We start from the raw sequence: 20,112 nt of genomic DNA on the forward strand, positions 1-20,112 counted from the left end.
GATTGAGATTGGATACACGAACGGCGAATGTCGGCATCCTGATCGTCTGTGTTCTGACGGCGCTTGGGGTTTATCGCTTTGTGTCGGATCAGCGGAGCTTTGGGGCGAGGGAAGATTTCGCCGCGATCACGGCCTATCATCGGGATGCATTGCAGAACCGGATGAATTCATGCCGTTCGGCGCTTGCCGGACTTGCAGGGTTGTTTTCCGGCTCACAAACGGTCGAAAGGGACGACCTGCGACGCTTTATGTCCGAGATGGCGATCCGGAACTACCTGCCGGGTATTCTGGGCCTTGGTTACATCGAGCAGGTGGCTCGCGAAGATCTCGATGCGTTCATCGCCGAGGCGGCGGCGCATGGGCAGCCCAACCTGCAGGTCCATCCGGATACGGGCGCCGATCCGCTTTTCATCGTCAAGTATATCGAACCGCAGGACGAGAATTCGGATGCCATCGGACTTGATCTCAATTTCGACGAAACCCGCAGCAGAACGGCGGTGACCGCCCGCGATACAGGGGCGCCTCTGCTGACGCCGAGCCTGCAACTGGTGCAGGATGGGATCGGCAAGCCGGGGTTCCTGTTGCTGATGCCACTATACTGGCCGGATCTGGAGACGAACACGCAGGACCAGCGGCGTGCCGCGTTTCGCGGCTGGGTCTATATGCCGTTCATTGGGGAGCGTTTTCTTTCCGGTCTGACGAGCCTAGAACATCACGAGTTTGAGTTCCGCGTGTTCGAGAGTTCTGTCGTGGCGCCGGAGCATCTGATCTATGACTCAGCGCCCGAGGGGTTCGACCGGGAGGCGGCAAGGTTCCGGGAGGTCAAACGGATCGAAGCCTTTGGCCGGACGTGGACGATCGAATGGTCGAGCAGCCAGAACTACGAGGCGACCCAGACCGACCATTTCGATCTGATCATCCTGTTGGCGGGTCTGGTGCTTACTTCGCTTATCGGCTTCCTCCTGTGGACGATCTCGCGGCGGGAACAGGTGATTACGCAGCAGGTCATCGAGAAGACCCATGCACTGAAGACCCGCGAAGAGGAAAACCGGGCGATCATCGAGAATGCCGTTGTCGGTTTTGTTACCATCGATGGCGACCATCGCGTGATCCGCTGCAACGAGATCGCTTACAAGATCATGGGGAAATCCCGGACCGACGTGTCCGGTGCCAAGATGGTGGATGTCGTCCCCGAACTCGAAACCGTGCCGGAAGCGGAGGAGATCCAGAATGTTCCGGTCGAAAATGGCGCGCGGATACTGGGCGTTGGCAAGAGGCACTGGAAAACCGCTGAAGGCGCTGATCGTACGACATTCATCCTGCGCGACATCACCGCGCTTGAACGCGCGCATGAACAGGTCGCGGAAACCGAACGGCGCTGGGATCTGGCGCTGCGCGGGGCAGAGATTGGTGTATTCGACATTAATCTCGAAACCGGGAAATCTGCGGTCTCGGCAAGCTGGCGACGGCTGATGCAGATCGATGACGGGATCTCAAATGAATCCCTGCAGGAGCATTTCATGTCCCGGGTTCATCCCGACGATCTGCCCGCGCTGCTGGCCTCTGATCAGGCCTGTATCAAGGGTGAGACTGACCGGTCGCTGTCACTCTACCGGCTGAAGACCCCTGAAGGGAGCTGGCGTTGGATGCGGTCGGACGCGGCCGTGGTTGATCGCGATGTCAACGGACGGGCGATGCGGCTTGTCGGGGCGCAGACCGACGTGACCGAGGAGCTTCTTGCGCAGGCATCGCTACGCAGCAGCGAGGAACGGTTCCGGCTGATCTTTTCCAGCGCGCCTATCGGCAACGCGGTGATCGATGTGAATGGTCATTTCACGATGGTGAACGAAGCGCTCTGTCAGATGGTCGGCTACAAGAAAGACGAGATGGAAGGCGGGCGCAATTTCGTCCACCTGATTTCGCGCGAGGATTCCGAGCGGATCATTCCGGAGGTCGCGCGTCTGAAGGCCAGCGGCGCGCATTCCTTTGAAACGGAATGCCAGATCGTCCGTAAGGACGGGTCGAGGTTCTGGGGGATGGTCGATGTTGGCTGGACCCATGACGACCAGATCGACGAGGACATCTATATCATGCAGATCGGTGACATCACCGAGAAGAAGCATGTGGAAAAGATCAAGAGCGAGTTCGTCGCGACGGTGAGCCACGAGTTGCGCACACCGCTGACGGCAATACGCGGGGCCTTGGGATTGCTCGAGGCATCGACCGCAGAATACATCGCCCCGCCTGCCAAACGACTTTTGGACATGGCGCAGTCCAACGCGGAACGGCTGATCGGGCTTGTCAGCGATATTCTTGACATGGAGCAGATTGAATCCGGTCGGATGAATTTCAATTTTTCCGAAGAGATGGTTTCGGAGGTCATGAAGGATGCCGAGAGCCAGATGCTTTGCTATGCGGACAATCTGGGCGTTACCCTGCAATTCGACCCGCCGGAAGAGGAGTGCACCATCTGGACCGATACCGCGCGGATCGCGCAGGTTTTCGACAACCTCGTTTCAAACGCGTGCAAGTTTTCGGAGAGCAAGGGCACGGTTTACGTCAAGGGCGAGGTCCGTGGCGAAGACGTGCTGTTCTCAGTACGCAACCGGGGCCGCGGCGTGCCGGATTCCTTCCGTACCAAGATCTTCCAACCGTTTTCGCAGGTCGATAGCACAGACACCCGCGAAAAGGGGGGGACGGGTCTTGGGTTGAGTATCTGCAAGCGAATGATCAACCACATGGGCGGCGAGATCGGCTATGACAGCGAGCTTGGCGAAGAGACGGTTTTCTGGTTCACAATGCCACGCTATCTGAGAGATTCTCAAAATGATAACGGTGCGCTTGCCTCTACGGCAGCGAATGGTTAGGAAATATTTGAGTAAGGGAGCGCAACTTTTGTAATCTCCGGCCGTCAGGTTTTATTGGATTGTTTTTGAACATTTCCAATTTTTGACATTATCTGGACCCCAAATTGCGCTCTTGGTCGGGTAGTTCGGCTCAAAGACAATTGATCGGTTATATTTGGTTTGTTGGTCTCCGAGCATAAGAAAGTGACGGTGAAGAAATCACCGGCCGCCGCAGAGGACAGGGGCAGGAATAACATGAACTTTTCCAAGTTCGTCCCCGGACAAGGCGCCGCCATTCTGGCTGCTGCCCTGTCTATCCTTGCAGGCAGCGGCGCGTTTGCACCGGAGGCTAAATTTTGGAGCAAAGAAACGGGTAGCGTGTTTACGGCTACCCTTTTAGTGAGCATATGAAGCGCATGCATGCGAATCACGAAAACTCATCGTACACATCAAAAATGTTGATGGATATTGCGGCTTTGGACCAGCATGCGATGATCCAGATCACCGATTTGCAAGCCAGGATCATCGAAGTAAATGACTGCCTCCTATCGGCTACCGGGTTTTCGAGTTCCGAACTGATCGGTCAATCTGCAAGCTCGCTTTATCACGAGCGTGACAGGCCGATGGCCTTTGAAATTCGCGACAAGATCATTGACGGTCAGGCCTGGACGGGTGAGATGCGTCTGATGCGCAAGGACGGGTCGGTTATGTGGACGCAGGCGACTATCGTGCCGCGCCGCGACCCCGAGGGTGAGCTGGTTGGCGCGATTTCGATCCGGAGCGACATCTCGGAAAGCAAGCTTGCGGATCACCACAACGATCTGACGACAACGCTGCACAAGCTGTCTGATGAAGTCTACATGATCGATTCAGATACGTTTTCGTTCACCTATATGAACGAAGCAGCGATGCGGCGCGCCAAGACGAACGAGGCGGGCTATGAAAACTGGAACCTGCGCAAGGTGTTCAGCGAGCAGGATTTCGATGGTTTTGTGCAGCGTATTGCGCCGCTGCTCGACGGCAAGACGGACCAGGTCCATTACGATGCCGTCCTGTTCAATGTTCCCTATGAGCTGAGGCTACAGTTATACAAGGCGCCCGCCGGGAAACGCATCATCGTAGCCATTCTTCGGGACAAGACCGAACAGGCCGAGATTGAGCGCGTGCGTGCGGAATTGCTCGCCACGATCAGCCATGAGCTGCGCACGCCGATGACGTCGATCAAGGGCGCCATGGGGCTGTTGCTTTCGAACGCGGCTGGTGAGTTGCCGGAGAAAGCGCGCGGGATGCTGAGCATCGCCTATCGCAACGCGGACCGGCTGGTGATGATCATCAACGACATCCTCGATATAGAGAAGATCGCCGCTGGCCAGATGGATTTCGACATGCAGGTCATGCCGCTGGTCGTGGTGGTAGAGGAAGCGATCGCCGCGAATGAACAATTTGCCAACCGTTTCGATGTATCGGTTTCCCTGATGGAAGCGGACCGCGAGGCGACGGCCAGTTTTGATTTCGGGCGGACGCTGCAGGTTCTGACGAACCTCTTGTCCAACGCGGCCAAGTTCTCGCCTCCGGGCGGCCGTGTCGAAGTGGCGATGAAGCGGGTCAATGACCGGATGCGGATCAGCGTACGCGATTTTGGCGAAGGGATCGACGAGGCCGCGCAGGCCAGTATTTTCGAGCGGTTCACGCAGGCGGCCTCGGGGTCACGCCGCGGAGTTGCGAGCACGGGGCTTGGGCTAAACATTGCCCGTGCGATCATGGACGAGCAAAACGGGTTGATCGATTTCGTCAGCCGACTGGGCGAAGGCTCGACGTTTTTTGTTGAGTTCCCGCTGGTCGAAGTCGGGTCGATTTACGACGCCGATGAACGGGACGGGGATAAGCAGGTGGAAGGCGCTTAACGATGCTTAGATTAATGCATGTCGAAGACGACGAGGATATCCGGGAAGTTGCCAAGATGGCGCTGGAGTTTTCGGGACAGTTCGAGATCATTCAATGCCCCTCGGGCGAGGAGGCCATCGAACGGGCACCCGAGTTCAAGCCCGAAGTGCTGCTTCTGGACGTGATGATGCCGGGCATGAGTGGTCCGACGACCTTGCAGCATCTGCGCAAGATCGAAGGCTTGGAGGATACGCCGGCCATCTTCATGACCGCGCGAGCGCAACCATCGGAAATCGAGGAATTGAAGGCGCAATCGGCTTTGACGGTCGTGGTGAAACCCTTTGATCCGATCACCCTTGGCGATCAGATCATGGCGGCGCTTCGCGGCTGACAGGATTTCTGTCCAACGAAAAAGGCGCGCCGTTTAACTGGCGCGCCTTTTTCTTTCGGGGGCGGGATCAAGCGTATTTCGCCTGCGCCACCGGCCAATCTTCGAGCGCTTCTTCGGCTATAGCGAAGAAGCGGCCCAGGTCGATGAACACCTGCTCAAGATCGGGTGTCCCGTTTTTCATCAGTCCGACAATATTGTTTTCACAAGTACGGGCCATGTCGCCCAATTCCTGAAGGCCGAGCGTTCCGGCCGTACCCGCGATCTTGTGCAGGATGCCCTGGCTCTGGTCGAGCGCTTCCATATCGAGCGAGTCTTCCTGCATCTCGGCAAAGAATTCCTCAAGCTCGTTGAGGCGGTCGGGAAGCATGTCGAGGAAACGTGCGCGGATGCGGCCGATTCCCGGGATCATCTGTTCATCCATCATTTCAGCCTGCCCGTTCAGCCAGCCAGTAGCTTTCTTGTGCTTTCTCGCGGCGCAGCGCTTCTTCCTCGGCGCTGGCATGGGCATCGATAACCGCGTCGATCGCATTGCGACCGGCACGCCAGATCAGACGGTGCGCCTCACCCGGGCAGACCCGGAAATCAAGCTTTCGGCCATCGCAGAAATGCAAATCCATCTGGTGGATCTGGAGGTTGATCGCATCGGTCAGGTTGTTCAGATCCGGACGGTAACCGTTTTCGACAACGCAGACAAAAGTGCCGTTCCCGGCATAAGCGATCAGGAATTGCTGCGGCTTGAGGCAATCCGAGATCGCCTCGGACGTATCAGTGATCAGGCATTCAAACCCGAAAGGTGTGCTTTCGCGATAGAGTTGCTCAATCCGGCGGATAGAGAAGGCGAAGACGGTCGAGCCAAAGAGCGAGCCACGCGAGAGCTGTGTGATGTAGTTTTCGAACGCGAAATAGTCGATGACCCCGTCCACATCCATGATCGTGACAGGTTCGTTCAGGGAGACCTTGACCGGTTCCTGCGGGATGTCGTTGCGGCTGACGGCAAAGATCTTCTTTGCCGCGCCGTCGGTGGTGATCAGCCTGTCTTCGGCGCTTTTGATGCGGAATTTCAGTTCCGTGATGTCGAAGGGCTTGGTGACATAGTCCGTCGCGCCGGCTGTGAAGGCGTTGTCAATATAGGCCTTGTCCGACATGGCGGTGATCATGAGAATCGGCGTGGCGACGTAGCGATCCATAAGACGAAGCCGCGAACAGAGCTGGATACCGTCCATTTCGGGCATCTGGATGTCGAGCAGGAAACAGTCGAAAGGTTCGCAAGCGGGATCTTCGACGATTTCCAGTGCCGCCAGAGCGGAGTCTGCGGTCGTTATGTCGTGATCGCCAAAAGTAGCGAGAAGCTCAGCGAGCAGTTCGAGGATGATCGGATCGTCATCTACTGCCAGTACACGCATTTTAGCCTCGTTCCCTTGCCTCGAAAGCAAATTCTGATTTCCGGACAGTAGCTTCTGCCCATTTGTCACCCGCGATTCTCTTTTCTGAATACAGGCCGTTGCTTTATTTCTACAAAACATTGAGGCGCGAATGTGGCAGGCGATTGGGCTTTTAAAGAAGCAATTCAGCTAAAAGTGACGAATCACTTCACCTGCTTTGATTCTCATCAGCTTCGATGAACCAGAGATTCAAAGTAAATTGAATGGAGAAACTGGCGCGCCTCAAAATCCAATTTTTTCAGCTAGTTACAAAAAAGAGGCGAGGCGCCGGATAATCCATCCGATCACAATGCCCATAATACAGCCAAGGCAATCAATTGCGAAGTCGCCGAATTCGCGATCGCGTCCGACAAAGGGCTGGATCAATTCAATCGCCGCGCCAAAGGCGACGATCATCGGGACAGTCCAAACCATCCGTCGTGGTGCAAGAATCGCTGTTGGCAGGGTCAGAAGCAGGAAGGCCTGAAAGTGGTTGGCCTTGTCGTTGCCGGGTAGGCTTGGGATTTCGGGTGCCGGGCTGAGGGTGCCATAGGCGATCCCCAGCGCCAGGATCAACGTTAAGGCCATCGCCGCAGGTTCGATAAGGCTGGAAACACCCGTTCTGGCAATAGTTCTGGGCGGCAAAGCAGGCGTTGTCCTTTGGTCTTGAATTAGTTGCGATAACAACGCGGCCTGTATCGGAAATGCAAGGTGCGGAAATTGCGCGACGCGAATTTTCAGGAGTGGCGGCCTGCGCTGACCGGTTTTGCGGCAGGACCCCGCCATGAGTGGTAGATCCGCGAAAGATGTGTCCGGACGTTGATGGCCAAAGCGAGGACCAGCAATGTGCCCGAGCCTGCCCCCATATAGAACAGGAGTGCCGTAACCAGTCCATATCCGCTGAGCAGGGCCCAGCCTGCTGACAGAAATGCGGCCGCCATGGCGGCTATGATCACACCTAAGACCACTCGAATGTCTCCCGACGCGAAGCCGATTTCAACACGGCCCGTTTCGCGTTGGACAAGTGAGCCCCAAGTTCGTTACCGAGGCGTTAACGATAAATTTTTAGTATTTGGCCTGGCGGAAAATGGCTGATTCGTAGGGGGTGGATTGACCTGCATGCATATAGTAAGTATACAACTTAATTGAGATTCGAGGAGGGGATCATGTCCGAACAATTGGGAACGCTCGAAGAGCTGCCGGAGGATTACCGCAACGAAATGGCCAGCGCGGGCGTTGCACCGCTTTGGCCGATGATGCGGAACGTGCTGCCGCATGGCGCACCGAAACCAGTAACGCGCCCGGGTCACTGGACGTATGAGTCGTTACGTCCCCTTCTGCTGCGCGCCGGTGAATTGACCCCGGTCGAAAAAGCCGAGCGCCGCGTGCTGGTCCTGTCGGACCCCGGACGCGGGACAGGCGCGATGCAGGCGACGTCTTCTATTTACCTTGGCATGCAACTCTTGTTGCCCGGAGAGACCGCCCCCGCGCACCGCCACACTCCGTCGGCCGCGCGGATCATTGTCGAAGGCGAAGGCGGGTTTACCGTTGTCGATGGCGAGAAGCTTCCGATGGAAAACGGTGACCTGGTTCTGACTCCCGGCGGAGACTGGCACGACCATGGCCACGAGGGGAGCGAACCTGTGGTCTGGCTGGATGCGCTGGACCTGCCGCTTTTTGTATATCTCGAAGGGTCTTACGCCGAGGAAGCCCCCTTGCAGGCGCAGCGCAACCGGCCCGATGCCAGCGAGGTTGAATATCGCGCGGCGGGACTGGCCCCGTCGCGGCGGCTGAACAACACGGTGCGGCGCTATCCGATGATGCGTTACCCCTGGGCGCGGACCGAAGCGGCGCTTCGCGAAATGGCGAGATGGGGTGAAGATGGCATCGCCGAGGTAGATTACATCAATCCCGAAACCGGGCAGGACGTCCTGCCGACGATGGGGTTCACCGCGATGATGCTGGAGGCGGGGCAAAGCGATGCGCCGCCGCTGCGGTCCACCTCGGCTGCCTTTCACGTGATCAAGGGGTCTGGCAAATCGGTGGTAAACGGCGAAGAAATCAGCTGGGGTCCCAAGGACATCTTTACGGCGCCAGTCTTTGCGGACATCACCCATCATGCCGACAGCGAGGCGTTTCTGGTTCGCATCCACGACCGTCCGCTGCAGGAGAAACTTGGATACTATGAGGAGCGCGCCAAATGAGTGAGCTTTTGTTCGACCTGCCGAAACCCGTGACCATTCCGGTCAAAGGCGAAACCGCAGAATACCCGATTGGCCGGATTTTTTGTGTGGGGCGCAACTATGCTGCCCATGCTGCGGAAATGGGGTTCGAGGTCGACCGCGAGGCGCCGTTCTATTTCACCAAGTCGCCGGCCAACGCGGTGCTGACCGGGGCGACCATGCCTTATCCTCCGGGCACGAAGAACTTTCATTATGAAATGGAACTGGTGATGGCCGTCGGCGCGCCGGTGTTCCGGGCAAGCAAGGAAGAGGCCGAGGCGGCGATCTATGCCTTTGGCTGCGGGCTCGACATGACGCGGCGGGATCTCCAGATTGCATCGCGCGAAAAGCAGCGGCCTTGGGATCTGGGCAAGGATGTCGAGGACAGTGCCGTGTTCTCACCGCTGACCAAGGCAGGTGAGCTGTCCGATATGGACAGCAAGCGCATTCACCTTGAGGTGAACGGAGAGGTCAAGCAGGACGCGACGTTGGGCGAGCTGATCTGGAAGCTGGACGAGATCATCATGGACCTCTCCAAGTTCTATCACCTGCGTCCCGGCGACGTGATCATGACGGGCACGCCTGCTGGTGTTGGTCCAGTCGTGGCAGGCGACAAGATCACCGGTGGCATCGACGGTCTGGACCCGATCAGCCTGACGCTGAGCGACGCGGAATAACGGCGGCCCGCCGCTGGGCGGGTCATTTCAACCTGAGTTAATGATGCCGAGGCCCAAGCATCGGGAAAACGACCGTCCGTGAAAGACGGCGAGGGAGGAAGTCATGTCTAACGATCAGATCCTTGTGGCCGGTGGTGGCATCGGCGGTTTGGCGACGGCGATTGGTCTCGCTCAGAAAGGTTTTTCTGTGCTGGTGCTGGAAAAGGCCGCGCAGCTGGGCGAGATCGGTGCGGGCATCCAGCTTGGGCCGAATGCCTTTCACGCTTTCGACTATCTTGGCGTCGGCGAAACTGCCCGCGAGATGGCGGTGTACATCGACAACCTCCGCCTGATGGACGCGCTGAGTGGTGAGGAGATCACCCGCATCCCTCTGGACGAGGCGTTTCGCAAAAGGATGGGCAATCCTTATGCGGTTGTGCATCGGGGCGACCTGCATGGGGTGTTCTTGCGTGCCTGCGAAAACCATCCCAAAGTCGAGTTGCGGACGAACAGCGGTGTCGAGTCCTATGATCAGGACGGCAATCAGGTGACGGCGATCCTGTCGGACGGGAGCCGTGTGACCGGACGCATGTTGATCGGGGCGGATGGTCTTTGGTCGAACATCCGCAAGCAGATGCTGAATGACGGCGAGCCGCGCGTCTCCGGTCACACCACCTATCGCTCGGTCATTCCGACTGAACAAATGCCGGAGGATCTGCGCTGGAACGCGGCGACGCTCTGGGCCGGGCCGAAATGCCATATCGTGCATTACCCGCTCAAGGGCTGGAAGATGTTCAACCTTGTCGTGACCTATCACAATGACGCGCCCGAACCGGTCGCTGGCAAGCCGGTCAGTCATGACGAGGTGCGGCGCGGATTCGAGCATGTGGCGCCGATTGCCAAGCAGATCATCGACAATGGAAACGACTGGAAACTGTGGGTGCTTTGCGACCGCGATCCGGTGATGAACTGGGTCGACGGGCGCGTGGCGTTGCTGGGGGATGCGGCTCATCCGATGTTGCAGTATTTTGCGCAAGGGGCCTGCATGGCGATGGAGGATGCGGTCTGCCTTTCGCACCTGATGGGCGAGGATGACGGAAATATCGAAGCCACTCTGGCAGCTTATCAGCACAAACGTCGCTTGCGCACGGCGCGGGTGCAGCTACAGTCGCGCGAGATAGGGCAGCATGTCTACCATCCGGCGGGTGCTCATGCGGAGCTGCGAAATGCTGTCATGAACGCGCGTTCGCCCGATGAATGGTACGATCAGATCGACTGGCTGTATGGCAGTACGGGGCTTGAAGGTGCCATTTCCGCAGAAACCCGGACCCAAAGATAGATATACGACATAACAAACTTGCCGAATCAGCGGTTTTTATGCCAAGCCGTTGGTAAGACCTGCTTGCAATATATCTCCGTTACGGCAGTATATTGCATAAGTAGAGGTCTAAAGGGAGGAAATTTATGACAAAACGTAGAACGCTTTTGGGCTCAATGGGCGGCGTAGCACTTGCAGCTCTGGCGACCGGTTTCATGGGCACGGCGGCGCTGGCTCAGGAAGTTACCTTGAAAATGCACCACTTCCTGCCGCAGCAGGCAAACGTCCCTAAGGACGTTCTGGAAGTCTGGGCGAAGAATGTCGAAGAAGGTTCGGACGGCCGGATCAAGGTTGACATCTACCCGTCCATGCAGCTGGGCGGCAAGCCGCCAGAGCTGATGGATCAGGTGATCGACGGCGTTGCTGACGTGGTGTGGACCGTGGTCGGCTACACGCCGGGCCGCTTCCCCAGCACCGAGGTGTTCGAGTTGCCCTTTATGATGACCAACGCGCGGGCGATGAGCCAGGCCTATTGGGAAATCTTCGAGGAAGATCTGAAGGACACCGAATTTCAGGATGTTCATATCCTTGGCACATGGGTGCACGGGCCGGGCATGATCCACTCCAAGGATCCGGTGAATTCGCCCGAGGATCTGCAGGGCATGAAAATCCGCGGCGGTTCGCGCTCGGTCAACATGTTGCTCACCGAACTGGGCGCAACGCCCGTGGGGATGCCGGTTCCGGCCGTTTCCGAGGGGCTGTCCAAGGGTGTGATCGACGGCACCACCATTCCGTGGGAAGTGACGCCGGCGCTGAAGGTGTCGGAGCTGGTGCATAACCACACCGAATTCGAAGGCAAGGCGCTCTATGTTCTGACCTTTGTTCTGGCGATGAACAAGCAGAAGTACGAAAGCCTGCCCGACGATCTGAAAAAGGTCATCGACGACAATTCCGGCGTTGAGTTCTCGATCTTCGCCGGTGGTACGCAGGCGGATGCAGATGGCCCCGCACGCCAGATCGCTGTCGATCTTGGCAATAACATCATCACCGTATCCGAAGAAGATGCGGCGGCCTGGGAAGAAGCGGCCCAGCCGGTGTACGATGCATGGCTGTCCGACATGGAAAGCAAGGGTAAGGACGGGCAGGCGCTGCTCGAGAAAGCCCGGATGCTGATCGACAAATACACTGACTAAATACATCTGAGAGGGCGCGGCGAGATCAGCCGCGCCCTTTCTGTCATTGGGACGGGGATGGGACATGAAGACCTTGATGACGGGACTTTCCCGCTTCATGGCGATTCTGGGCGGCATCGTCCTGAGTTTGCTGATCATTCTTACATGCGTATCAATTGCCGGGCGCCTGCTGAACGGGTTCTTCCACGGTGATTTCATGCAATCGGTGGCGCCGGGTTTTTCCGACTGGGCCATTGGCGCCGGGGTCGGCCCGATCACCGGAGATTTCGAGCTGGTCGAGGCTGGGGTGGCGTTTGCGATCTTTGCCTTTATCCCGCTGTGCCAAATTACCGCGAGCCATGCATCGGTCGATATCTTTGCCAACATGATGGGCCCCCGGGTCAACCGGTTCTTGCGGGCGGTCATCGAGGTGGTCTTTGCCGCGACGCTCGTACTGATCGCCTGGCGGCTTTACGAAGGCATGCTGTCGAAGATGAGCTATGGGGAAACCAGCTTTCTTTTGCAGTTCAAGGTCTGGTGGGCCTATGCGGCGAGCCTGTTCGGCGCGGTCGTCTCGGCCATCGTCGGCATCTATGTCGCCTTCGTGCGTATCTATGAATTTCTGACCGGCAACATCGTCATCCGGGAAGGTGTGGAGGTTGCTGATGAGCACACTTGAAATCGGAATCTATTCCTTTCCGGCGCTGATGGTCCTGATCTTTCTGCGCGTGCCGATCGGGCTTGCAATGTTCCTTGTCGGGCTTGTCGGCCTGACCATCGTGACCGACGGCACCAATATGGCGTTCTCGCGCCTCAAGAACGAAACCTACACCACATTCTCCAGCTATTCGCTGACCATCGTGCCCATGTTTCTACTGATGGGGCATTTCGCGACTTTGGGCGGGATGAGCACGGCCCTGTTCAAAGCGGCCGAAGGGTTTCTTGGCCACCGCCGCGGCGGCGTCGCGATGGCGGCGATCGGTGCCTGCGCGGGCTTTGGCGCGATCTGCGGGTCTTCGCTTGCCACGGCGGCGACAATGGGCCGCGTCGCTCTCCCCGAGCTGAAAAAATACGGCTACGAGGGCGGGTTTTCGACCGCTACACTGGCCGCTGGCGGGACGCTGGGTATCCTGATCCCGCCCTCGGTTGTACTCGTCATCTATGCGATCCTGACCGAGCAGAACATCGCCAAGCTTTTCCTTGCGGCCTTTATCCCGGGTATTCTTGCAGCGATTGGCTATGTCATCGCAATTTCAATTTACGTTCGACTAAACCCGGAATCCGCGGGCACGCGTCCGCCGGTGCCAATGGGCGACCGGTTCCGCGGGCTGGTCGATGTCTGGCCGGTTCTGCTTGTCTTTGGCCTCGTCGTCGGCGGCATCTACCTTGGCTGGTTCACCCCGACCGAAGGTGCTGCCGTGGGGGCTGCGGGGACCGGGGCGATCGCCCTGCTGAACGGCGGGTTGACGTGGAAGACCCTGATCGAGAGCTTCTTTGTCACCGGGAAATCCACCGCGATGATCTTTTTCATCGTGCTGGGCGCCGGGTTCTATAACGGCTTCCTCGCTTTGACGCAGGTGCCGCAGGAACTGTCGAACTACGTGGTCAGCCAGGGGTTCAGCCCGCTGACTGTCCTCTCGCTGATCCTTGTCTTTTACCTTGTCTTCGGGTGCCTGATGGACAGCCTGTCGATGATCCTGCTGACGGTCCCGATCTTTTTTCCTGTGATCTCGGTGCTGGATTTCGGCATGTCGGCCGAGCATGTGGCGATCTGGTTCGGTATTCTGGTGCTGATCGTTGTCGAGGTGGGGCTGATTACGCCACCGGTGGGGATGAACCTGTTCATCATCAATTCGATGGATCCCAAGACGCCGATTCTCGAGACCTACAAGGCCGTGATCTTCTTTGTCGGGTCGGATCTAGTTCGGGTGGTCCTGCTGGTCGCATTTCCGGCGATCACATTGTTCTTGATCCCGTAGAAATAAATCTTTCCGGCATAACTGTTACTAGATATAACAGTTATGCCTTATAGCGGATTTGCAGTTGGGGAGGCCGCAATGACACAACCATTCCTGAAGGTCGAAGTGGACGGGGGCATCGCGACCCTGACAATGGACCGCCCGGCCAAGCGCAACGCCATGTCCGACGGGCTGCTGGCCGAGCTCGACGCATTCTTCAGCAATCCGCCCGAAGGTGTGCGTTGCGTGGTGCTGACCGGCAGCGGCGGGCACTATTGCTCGGGCCTCGATCTTAGCGAGCATGTGGCGCGCGACGCCGAGCAGACCATGCGCCATTCGCGCAACTGGCATCAGGTGATGGATCGTATCCAATACGGCGGCCTGCCTATCGTGTCGGCGATGACGGGTGCGGTGATTGGCGGCGGGCTTGAGCTGGCTACGGCGACCCACGTGCGCATTGCCGAGCCGTCCTGTATCTTTCAGCTTCCCGAAGGGCGACGCGGCATTTTCGTCGGTGGCGGGGCGACGGTTCGCGTCGGCCGCATTCTTGGCGCCGACCGGATGATCGAGATGATGCTGACAGGGCGCAAATACGGCGCCGACGAAGGCAAGGCGCTGGGTCTGGCGCATTATTCGGTGGGCGAGGGTGAATCCCTGCCGCTGGCCTATGAGCTTGCCAGCAAGATCGCCGAGAATGCCTCGCTGTCGAACTACATCATGGTTCAGGGCATTTCCCGGATCGAGGATATGGCGAAAGCGGATGGATTCTTTGCCGAAAGCCTCTGCGCGGCGATCGCGCAGACCAGCCCTGACGCGGTCGAGGGGCTAGCCGCCTTTTTGGAAAAACGCCAGCCGAGTTTCCGCTAGGATCATGGCGGACAGGGCGGAACCTGCGGTCAAGGCGGGCTCTGGTCCGGAGCCGACCCGTGACGCAACTCTGCGCAGCTTCACCGGTTATACGATGAAACGCGCCTTTCACGCGATTCAGGCGGACCTCAAGGACGTGCTTGAACCTTTCGGCCTGAGGATGCTAACGTTCTCGGCGCTTGTAGTGGTCGTGGACAATCCGGGTCTGCGGCAGGCGGAGCTTGCCGATGCGCTGGTGATCGAACGTCCCAACATGGTGCTAATCGTGGATCAGTTGGTTGAAGCCGGCCTGATAAGCCGGGCCCCCGCCGAGGGAGACAGACGTGCCTATGCGTTGCGCCCGACAGAGGAAGGCCGTGCGCTTTACCAGCGGGCGACGGCGGCGGTGCGCGCGCATGATGAGCGCATGACAAAGAATTTGGATGAGGAGAAACGGCAGCTTCTGGTCTCGGCCCTTGGCCTGATCGAAGCTGTTCAGTGGGAGGAAGACGACAATGGAGAACGGTCCTGAATACCGGCACCATAAGGTAAATCGCGCGGATCGGCCTGACGGGAGCATCCTGCTGACCTCTGGCTATGAAATGTCGCCCGTGGTCGAGACGACCGGCGACTGGCTGCACCATTGGGCAGAGAAAAGCCCGGACCACGTGTTTCTCGCGGAGAGAAGCGGCCCCGGCTGGCGCGAGGTTTCCTATCAGTCGGCGCTTGAGCAGGTGCGGGCGCTTGGCGCGGCACTGATCGCGCGGGGGCTGAACAACGATACGCCTATCCTGATCCTTTCAGGCAACGGTGTCGATCACGGGTTGCTGGCCCTTGCCGCGCAATACGTGGGTATTCCCGCGGTTCCGGTGGCCGAGCAGTATTCGCTCATTCCTGGGGCGCAGGCACAGCTGTTGCACATTCTCGAGGTGATCGACCCGGCGATGATTTATGCCGTGGATGGTCAGAAATTCGCCGGTTCGCTTGGCATGGATGAAATGGCAGGCCGGTCCGTCGTTGTCAGCCGCAATGCGGGGGCGGGTCAGACACTGTTGGATGATCTACTGCGGGCCGACAGCTCGGACGTGGATGCAGCCCATGCCGGGGTTGGTCCGGACAGCGTTGTCAAGATCCTGATGACCTCTGGTTCGACTTCGAGTCCCAAGGGGGTGATGACGACTCATCGGATGATGTGTGCGAACCAGACCCAGCTTGCCGATGCGCTGCCTTTCCTGCGGGAACGTCCGCCCCGGATCGTGGACTGGCTGCCGTGGAACCATGTTTTTGGTGGGTCTCATAATTTCAACATGATGCTGGCAAATGGCGGCAGCCTCTATATCGACGAAGGCAAACCGGCGAAGGGTCTGATCGACCGGACAATCGAGAACCTTGGCCTGATGAGCAGCACACTGGCATTCAACGTGCCGGTCGGGTTCGCAATGCTGCGCGACGCGATGAAGCAGGACAGGGCGCTGCGCGAGACCTATTTCCGCGAGCTGGACATGATCTTTTACGCGGGCGCCTCGCTACCGCAGGATGTCTGGCGCGATCTTGAGGATATGGCGCGCGAGGTGCGGGGCCAGGTGCCACTTATGAATACCTCGTGGGGGCTTACCGAAACCGGGCCTGCCTCGCTTATCCAGCACGAACCGACGGATCGTTCCGGCATTGTGGGCGTTCCGCTGACCGGCGTGACAGTCAAGCTGCTGCCCAACGAGGAAAACCGTTACGAGGTGCGCGTCAAAGGGCCGAACGTGATGGCGGGCTATCACAACGCCGTGGACAAGACGCAGGAAGCCTTTGATGAAGAGGGTTTTTTCCGGACCGGCGATGCGATGGGTTTTGTCGACCCCGAGGATATGAGCAAGGGAATGCGCTTTGACGGGCGGATATCCGAGGATTTCAAGCTGTTGACCGGCACATGGGTGCGGGCGGCGCAATTGCGGATGGATGCGTTGGCGGCGCTGACACCGCTGGCCGCTGATCTAGTGGTAACCGGCGAGGGCCGTGGGCAGGTGGGCGTCATGATCGTGCCGGGGGCGGAACTGGCGGCGTCTGGTGCGCTACGTGACGACAATGGCGTTTTTACCGGAGATATATTGCACACTCAGATCGGAGAGAGGCTTGCCGAATTGGCCAAAACCGCAGCGGGTCAGTCGAACCGCATAAGCCGGGCCGTGGTCCTGTCCGAGCCACCCTCGATTGCCGATGGAGAGATCACGGCAAAGGGCAACCTCAACTTCCGCAAGATCATGATGCGCCGCAAGGCTTTGCTGGACCGGCTTTATGATGACGAGGATCAGGCAGTCATCCGGGTATAGGCGTCATTTGTCCCGGTGAGCCGTCGAATAGCTCCAAGAAAGTTTATGCAGTATATTGCCAAATATAGGCATTATGTTGCATAAGCGCTGAGAGGAGATATTGTTCCGCATATCCGAGTCGCGCAGGACGCGTTGCGAGGAGGCGGTGCGCAGAGCGGGGAGGTTCCTATGTCACCATCGGGCAATGCGGCGGTCTATTTCGTGGATCGTCATCTGGACGAAGGCCGCGCCGAAAAGGTCGCCTTTCGCGAGGCGGACGGCGCACAGCGCAGCCTGACCTACGGCGACCTCGCGCGGGAAACTTCGCTTTTTGCCGGGGCTCTGGGCAAGCATGGCGTGCGACGCGAAGAGCGTGTCGCCATGATCGTGCGGGACCAGATCGAATTCCCCATTGTTTTCTGGGGTTCGATCAAGGCCGGGGCCATCCCGGTACCGTTGAACACGCTCTTGTCGAGCGGCATCTACGAAGAGATTCTGAACGACAGCCGCGCTACGGTGCTTGTGGTGTCGGAACAGCTTTGGGAGGTAGTTGCACCAGCTGTCGCAGACAACAAGTATCTGCGCGCGGTGGTCGTGATAGGCGACGCGCCCGAAGGAACGATCAGCTTTGACGATTTCACGACGGACGCCGAACCTGTCGAAGCGGTCGAGGCCAACGAGGACGAATTGGCTTTCTGGCTGTATTCTTCGGGGTCGACCGGGTCGCCCAAAGGGGTGCGCCACGTTCACTCCTCCCTGAAAGCCACGGTCGACACATTCGGCGCGCAGGTTCTGGGCATTACCGAGCAGGACACGGTGTTCTCTGTCGCCAAGATGTTCTTTGCCTATGGTCTGGGCAACGCGATTTCCTTCCCGATGTCCGTTGGCGCGACCACGGTGATCTTCGGCGGGCGTCCGACGCCCGACGCAGTTTTCGAGGTGATGGCAAAGGAACGGCCCACCATTTTTTGCGGCGTCCCAACACTTTACGCTGCCCTCGTCGCGGCACAGGAAAAGGCGGGTGGGCAGCCGGATCATTGCGTGCGGCTGTGCACCTCGGCCGGTGAGGCGCTACCGCGTGAGATTGGCGAGCGCTGGGAAAAGCTTTGGGCGGCGCCGATTGTCGATGGTGTCGGGTCTACTGAGATGCTGCACATCTTCCTGTCAAATTCGCCCGGTGACATCGTTTATGGCACCTCGGGTCGGGCCGTGCCGGGCTATGAAGTTCGTCTTGTCGATGAGCATGACGAAGATGTCGGCGTGGGCGAAGTCGGTGAATTGCTGGTGCGTGGGCCGTCCTCGGCGGACGGGTACTGGAACCGCCGTCACAAGTCGCGTTCCACCTTTGAAGGGCACTGGACCCGGACAGGTGACAAGTACGAGCTGACCGAAGGCGGGCGCTATGTCTACTGCGGTCGGACGGATGACATGTTCAAGGTGTCCGGCATCTGGGTGTCCCCTTTCGAGGTCGAGCAGGCGTTGGTGGAACATCCCGCCGTGCTGGAGGCCGCCGTCGTCCCGTGGTCAGACGAAAAGGGACTGGAAAAACCGAAAGCCTATGTGGTGTTGAAAGATAGCAGTGCGGAACTGGGTGATCTGAAAGAGTTCGTGAAGGAAAAGATCGGCATGTGGAAGTATCCGCGCTGGGTCGATATCGTTGACGAGCTTCCCAAGACGGCCACCGGCAAGATCCAGCGATTCAAACTGAGGGAGCCCGTGTGATGACACTCGAATGGTCCGAAAACCCCAAGACGCCGCTGACCGTTGAGGGCAAGCAGCTTGAGTATTTCGCGATGGGTCCCTCGCCGGACAAGGCGCCCACGATTGTCATGCTGCACGAAGGTCTGGGCTGTGCCGCCTTGTGGCGCGATTTTCCGGCCAAACTGGCCCAGGCAACGGGCATGGGCGTTTTCGTCTATTCGCGTCTTGGCTATGGCCAGTCGGATGCTGCGGAGCTGCCCAAGCCGTTGGATTTCATGACGCGCGAAGCGGTTGAAGTGCTGCCGCAGGTGCTTGACCAGATGGGGTTCGAGCGTGGCATCCTGATGGGACATAGCGACGGGGCGACCATTGCCGCGATCTATGCCGGAAGCGTGGCGGACCTGCGAGTGCGTGGTCTGGTCTTGATGGCGCCGCATTTCTTTACCGAACCAGCCGGGCTCGAGTCGATCCGCGAGACGAAGAGGGCGTTCGAGACGACCGATATGGCCCAGAAGATGGCCAAGTATCACAAGAACCCCGAGATCGCCTTCAGGGGGTGGAACGATGTCTGGCTCGATCCGAAGTTCGAGAGCTGGAACGTTGCTGAGGTGATCGACTACCTTCGCATTCCGACGCTGGCGATTCAGGGGCGTGACGATCAGTACGGAACGCTTGCCCAGATCGAAGAGATCGAAAACCGGGCCTATTCGCCTGTTGATACGGTTGTTCTGGACGATTGCCAGCATGCGCCGCACCTGGAGCAAACCGAAGCGGTTCTGGCCGCAGTGAGCGAATTCGCGACGCGGCTTGAGCGGATCGAGGCGGCAGAGGTTGAAACGGCCTGAGAATATTCCGATACCGCCCCATGCCTATGTGCCGGGGCGGAACGCGCGCCACGATGAATCGCTGTTCGAGGCGTTTCATGCGTCGGTTCAGCCCGGGATGAGCCCTGAGGAACTGGAGCAAACTCTGGCCTGGCGCGCGGGATGGCTTTTTGTACGGCACGGCTATTTCTGGGAAGCGCACGAAGTTCTCGAGCCGGTCTGGATGGCACTGGAGGACGGGCCGGAGCGACAGTTCGTTCAGGGCGTGATTCAGGTGGCGAATGCGGCGCTAAAGCTGAAGATGAACCGCCTGAATGCTGTCAGGCGGCTTTGTGATATCGCCGACGGACATCTGGATGCCTGCGGTGAAGCAGGTGCCATCATGGGTCTGTCGCTTTCCGAGGTGCAGCAGTTTATCGAAGAGACGCGCGGGAAAGCGAATCTCTCAGGCGGTAAATATGCATTATAGCGCATAAATCTGATCTGAGAAATTTGTGAACTAAACTGCAAGTACCTGTAAAACAACGAAAACTAATCTGCACTATTTTGCATATATAGGGTTTACCTGAGCCC

The 20,112-nt window shown here is 58.4% G+C and carries 19 protein-coding genes; 16 read left to right on the plus strand and 3 right to left on the minus strand.

Translation table 11 applies throughout. The features are described from left to right. Window positions 1-2: 2 nt before the first annotated feature. The 4 genes from MF268_RS21510 (at window position 3) to MF268_RS21525 (ending at window position 5,121) form a co-directional block, all read left to right on the plus strand. Window positions 3-2,867 carry a CHASE domain-containing protein gene (locus MF268_RS21510; protein WP_238372914.1) on the plus strand — a complete coding sequence of 955 codons (2,865 nt, stop codon included), beginning with the start codon at window positions 3-5 and terminating at the stop codon, window positions 2,865-2,867. 234 nt (window positions 2,868-3,101) lie between these two features. Then, entirely contained in the window at window positions 3,102-3,257 is a 156-nt protein-coding gene (locus MF268_RS21515; RefSeq protein ID WP_238372915.1) for a hypothetical protein, read from the plus strand. A gap of 50 nt (window positions 3,258-3,307) precedes the next feature. Next, entirely contained in the window at window positions 3,308-4,750 is a 1,443-nt protein-coding gene (locus tag MF268_RS21520; protein WP_238372916.1) for a PAS domain-containing sensor histidine kinase, read from the plus strand. A 2-nt stretch (window positions 4,751-4,752) separates the two neighbouring features. Next, window positions 4,753-5,121, plus strand: a complete 369-nt coding sequence (locus MF268_RS21525) for a response regulator (protein WP_238372917.1) — start codon at window positions 4,753-4,755, stop codon at window positions 5,119-5,121. 67 nt (window positions 5,122-5,188) lie between these two features. On the opposite strand, the gene MF268_RS21530 is transcribed toward MF268_RS21525, so the two are convergent. The 3 genes from MF268_RS21530 to MF268_RS21540 all read right to left on the minus strand — a co-directional run bounded on the left by MF268_RS21530 (window position 5,189) and on the right by MF268_RS21540 (window position 7,328). Then, entirely contained in the window at window positions 5,189-5,545 is a 357-nt protein-coding gene (locus tag MF268_RS21530; RefSeq protein WP_238372918.1) for an Hpt domain-containing protein, read from the minus strand. Between the two features lies 1 nt (window position 5,546). Continuing rightward, on the minus strand, window positions 5,547-6,524 hold the full coding sequence (locus MF268_RS21535; RefSeq protein ID WP_238372919.1) for a response regulator: 978 nt from the start codon (window positions 6,522-6,524) through the stop codon (window positions 5,547-5,549). A 285-nt stretch (window positions 6,525-6,809) separates the two neighbouring features. After that, entirely contained in the window at window positions 6,810-7,328 is a 519-nt protein-coding gene (locus tag MF268_RS21540; protein ID WP_238372920.1) for a VanZ family protein, read from the minus strand. Window positions 7,329-7,708: 380 nt separating this feature from the next. On the opposite strand from MF268_RS21540, the gene MF268_RS21545 reads away from it, so the two are divergent. The 12 genes from MF268_RS21545 (at window position 7,709) to MF268_RS21600 (ending at window position 20,008) form a co-directional block, all read left to right on the plus strand. After that, a complete protein-coding gene (locus MF268_RS21545) occupies window positions 7,709-8,746 on the plus strand; it encodes a cupin domain-containing protein (RefSeq protein WP_238372921.1) in 1,038 nt (345 codons plus the stop codon). Then, window positions 8,743-9,441, plus strand: a complete 699-nt coding sequence (locus MF268_RS21550; protein ID WP_238372922.1) for a fumarylacetoacetate hydrolase family protein — start codon at window positions 8,743-8,745, stop codon at window positions 9,439-9,441. The genes MF268_RS21545 and MF268_RS21550 overlap by 4 nt, the downstream gene beginning before the upstream one ends. 103 nt (window positions 9,442-9,544) lie before the next feature. Continuing rightward, the gene (locus tag MF268_RS21555) at window positions 9,545-10,759 is read left to right on the plus strand and encodes a 3-hydroxybenzoate 6-monooxygenase (RefSeq protein WP_238372923.1); all 1,215 of its coding nucleotides are present in this window, start codon (window positions 9,545-9,547) and stop codon (window positions 10,757-10,759) included. 125 nt (window positions 10,760-10,884) lie between these two features. After that, window positions 10,885-11,931, plus strand: a complete 1,047-nt coding sequence (locus tag MF268_RS21560; RefSeq protein ID WP_238372924.1) for a TRAP transporter substrate-binding protein — start codon at window positions 10,885-10,887, stop codon at window positions 11,929-11,931. Between the two features lie 64 nt (window positions 11,932-11,995). After that, on the plus strand, window positions 11,996-12,589 hold the full coding sequence (locus tag MF268_RS21565; protein ID WP_238372925.1) for a TRAP transporter small permease: 594 nt from the start codon (window positions 11,996-11,998) through the stop codon (window positions 12,587-12,589). Beyond that, complete coding sequence (locus MF268_RS21570; protein WP_238372926.1) at window positions 12,576-13,889, plus strand: TRAP transporter large permease; 1,314 nt, start codon at window positions 12,576-12,578, stop codon at window positions 13,887-13,889. The genes MF268_RS21565 and MF268_RS21570 overlap by 14 nt, the downstream gene beginning before the upstream one ends. A gap of 78 nt (window positions 13,890-13,967) precedes the next feature. Beyond that, window positions 13,968-14,735 carry a crotonase/enoyl-CoA hydratase family protein gene (locus MF268_RS21575; protein ID WP_238372927.1) on the plus strand — a complete coding sequence of 256 codons (768 nt, stop codon included), beginning with the start codon at window positions 13,968-13,970 and terminating at the stop codon, window positions 14,733-14,735. 4 nt (window positions 14,736-14,739) lie between these two features. Beyond that, window positions 14,740-15,246 (plus strand): MarR family winged helix-turn-helix transcriptional regulator, encoded by a 507-nt coding sequence (locus tag MF268_RS21580; protein WP_238372928.1) that lies wholly within the window; start codon window positions 14,740-14,742, stop codon window positions 15,244-15,246. Further along, window positions 15,230-17,035, plus strand: coding sequence for a feruloyl-CoA synthase (locus MF268_RS21585; RefSeq protein WP_238372929.1), 1,806 nt, complete (start codon window positions 15,230-15,232; stop codon window positions 17,033-17,035). Before MF268_RS21580 ends, MF268_RS21585 begins: the two co-directional genes overlap by 17 nt. A gap of 168 nt (window positions 17,036-17,203) precedes the next feature. Further along, a complete protein-coding gene (locus tag MF268_RS21590) occupies window positions 17,204-18,736 on the plus strand; it encodes a benzoate-CoA ligase family protein (RefSeq protein WP_238372930.1) in 1,533 nt (510 codons plus the stop codon). Continuing rightward, window positions 18,736-19,560 (plus strand): alpha/beta fold hydrolase, encoded by an 825-nt coding sequence (locus MF268_RS21595; RefSeq protein ID WP_238372931.1) that lies wholly within the window; start codon window positions 18,736-18,738, stop codon window positions 19,558-19,560. Before MF268_RS21590 ends, MF268_RS21595 begins: the two co-directional genes overlap by 1 nt. Beyond that, the gene (locus MF268_RS21600; protein WP_238372932.1) at window positions 19,547-20,008 is read left to right on the plus strand and encodes a DUF309 domain-containing protein; all 462 of its coding nucleotides are present in this window, start codon (window positions 19,547-19,549) and stop codon (window positions 20,006-20,008) included. Before MF268_RS21595 ends, MF268_RS21600 begins: the two co-directional genes overlap by 14 nt. Window positions 20,009-20,112: the final 104 nt, after the last annotated feature.

The organism is Heliomarina baculiformis (assembly GCF_019966545.1).
Classification (GTDB): Bacteria; Pseudomonadota; Alphaproteobacteria; order Rhodobacterales; family Rhodobacteraceae; genus Heliomarina; species Heliomarina baculiformis.

Coding starts and splice junctions, on each gene's coding strand:
- MF268_RS21520 (WP_238372916.1), top strand. CDS start 3,308: ATGGATATTGCGGCTTTGGACCAGCATGCGATGATCCAGATCACCGAT.
- MF268_RS21540 (WP_238372920.1), bottom strand. CDS start 7,328: ATGGCGGGGTCCTGCCGCAAAACCGGTCAGCGCAGGCCGCCACTCCTG.
- MF268_RS21575 (WP_238372927.1), top strand. CDS start 13,968: ATGACACAACCATTCCTGAAGGTCGAAGTGGACGGGGGCATCGCGACC.
- MF268_RS21535 (WP_238372919.1), bottom strand. CDS start 6,524: ATGCGTGTACTGGCAGTAGATGACGATCCGATCATCCTCGAACTGCTC.
- MF268_RS21515 (WP_238372915.1), top strand. CDS start 3,102: ATGAACTTTTCCAAGTTCGTCCCCGGACAAGGCGCCGCCATTCTGGCT.
- MF268_RS21555 (WP_238372923.1), top strand. CDS start 9,545: ATGTCTAACGATCAGATCCTTGTGGCCGGTGGTGGCATCGGCGGTTTG.
- MF268_RS21530 (WP_238372918.1), bottom strand. CDS start 5,545: ATGATGGATGAACAGATGATCCCGGGAATCGGCCGCATCCGCGCACGT.
- MF268_RS21550 (WP_238372922.1), top strand. CDS start 8,743: ATGAGTGAGCTTTTGTTCGACCTGCCGAAACCCGTGACCATTCCGGTC.
- MF268_RS21565 (WP_238372925.1), top strand. CDS start 11,996: ATGAAGACCTTGATGACGGGACTTTCCCGCTTCATGGCGATTCTGGGC.
- MF268_RS21580 (WP_238372928.1), top strand. CDS start 14,740: ATGGCGGACAGGGCGGAACCTGCGGTCAAGGCGGGCTCTGGTCCGGAG.
- MF268_RS21570 (WP_238372926.1), top strand. CDS start 12,576: ATGAGCACACTTGAAATCGGAATCTATTCCTTTCCGGCGCTGATGGTC.
- MF268_RS21545 (WP_238372921.1), top strand. CDS start 7,709: ATGTCCGAACAATTGGGAACGCTCGAAGAGCTGCCGGAGGATTACCGC.
- MF268_RS21525 (WP_238372917.1), top strand. CDS start 4,753: ATGCTTAGATTAATGCATGTCGAAGACGACGAGGATATCCGGGAAGTT.
- MF268_RS21560 (WP_238372924.1), top strand. CDS start 10,885: ATGACAAAACGTAGAACGCTTTTGGGCTCAATGGGCGGCGTAGCACTT.
- MF268_RS21590 (WP_238372930.1), top strand. CDS start 17,204: ATGTCACCATCGGGCAATGCGGCGGTCTATTTCGTGGATCGTCATCTG.
- MF268_RS21585 (WP_238372929.1), top strand. CDS start 15,230: ATGGAGAACGGTCCTGAATACCGGCACCATAAGGTAAATCGCGCGGAT.
- MF268_RS21595 (WP_238372931.1), top strand. CDS start 18,736: ATGACACTCGAATGGTCCGAAAACCCCAAGACGCCGCTGACCGTTGAG.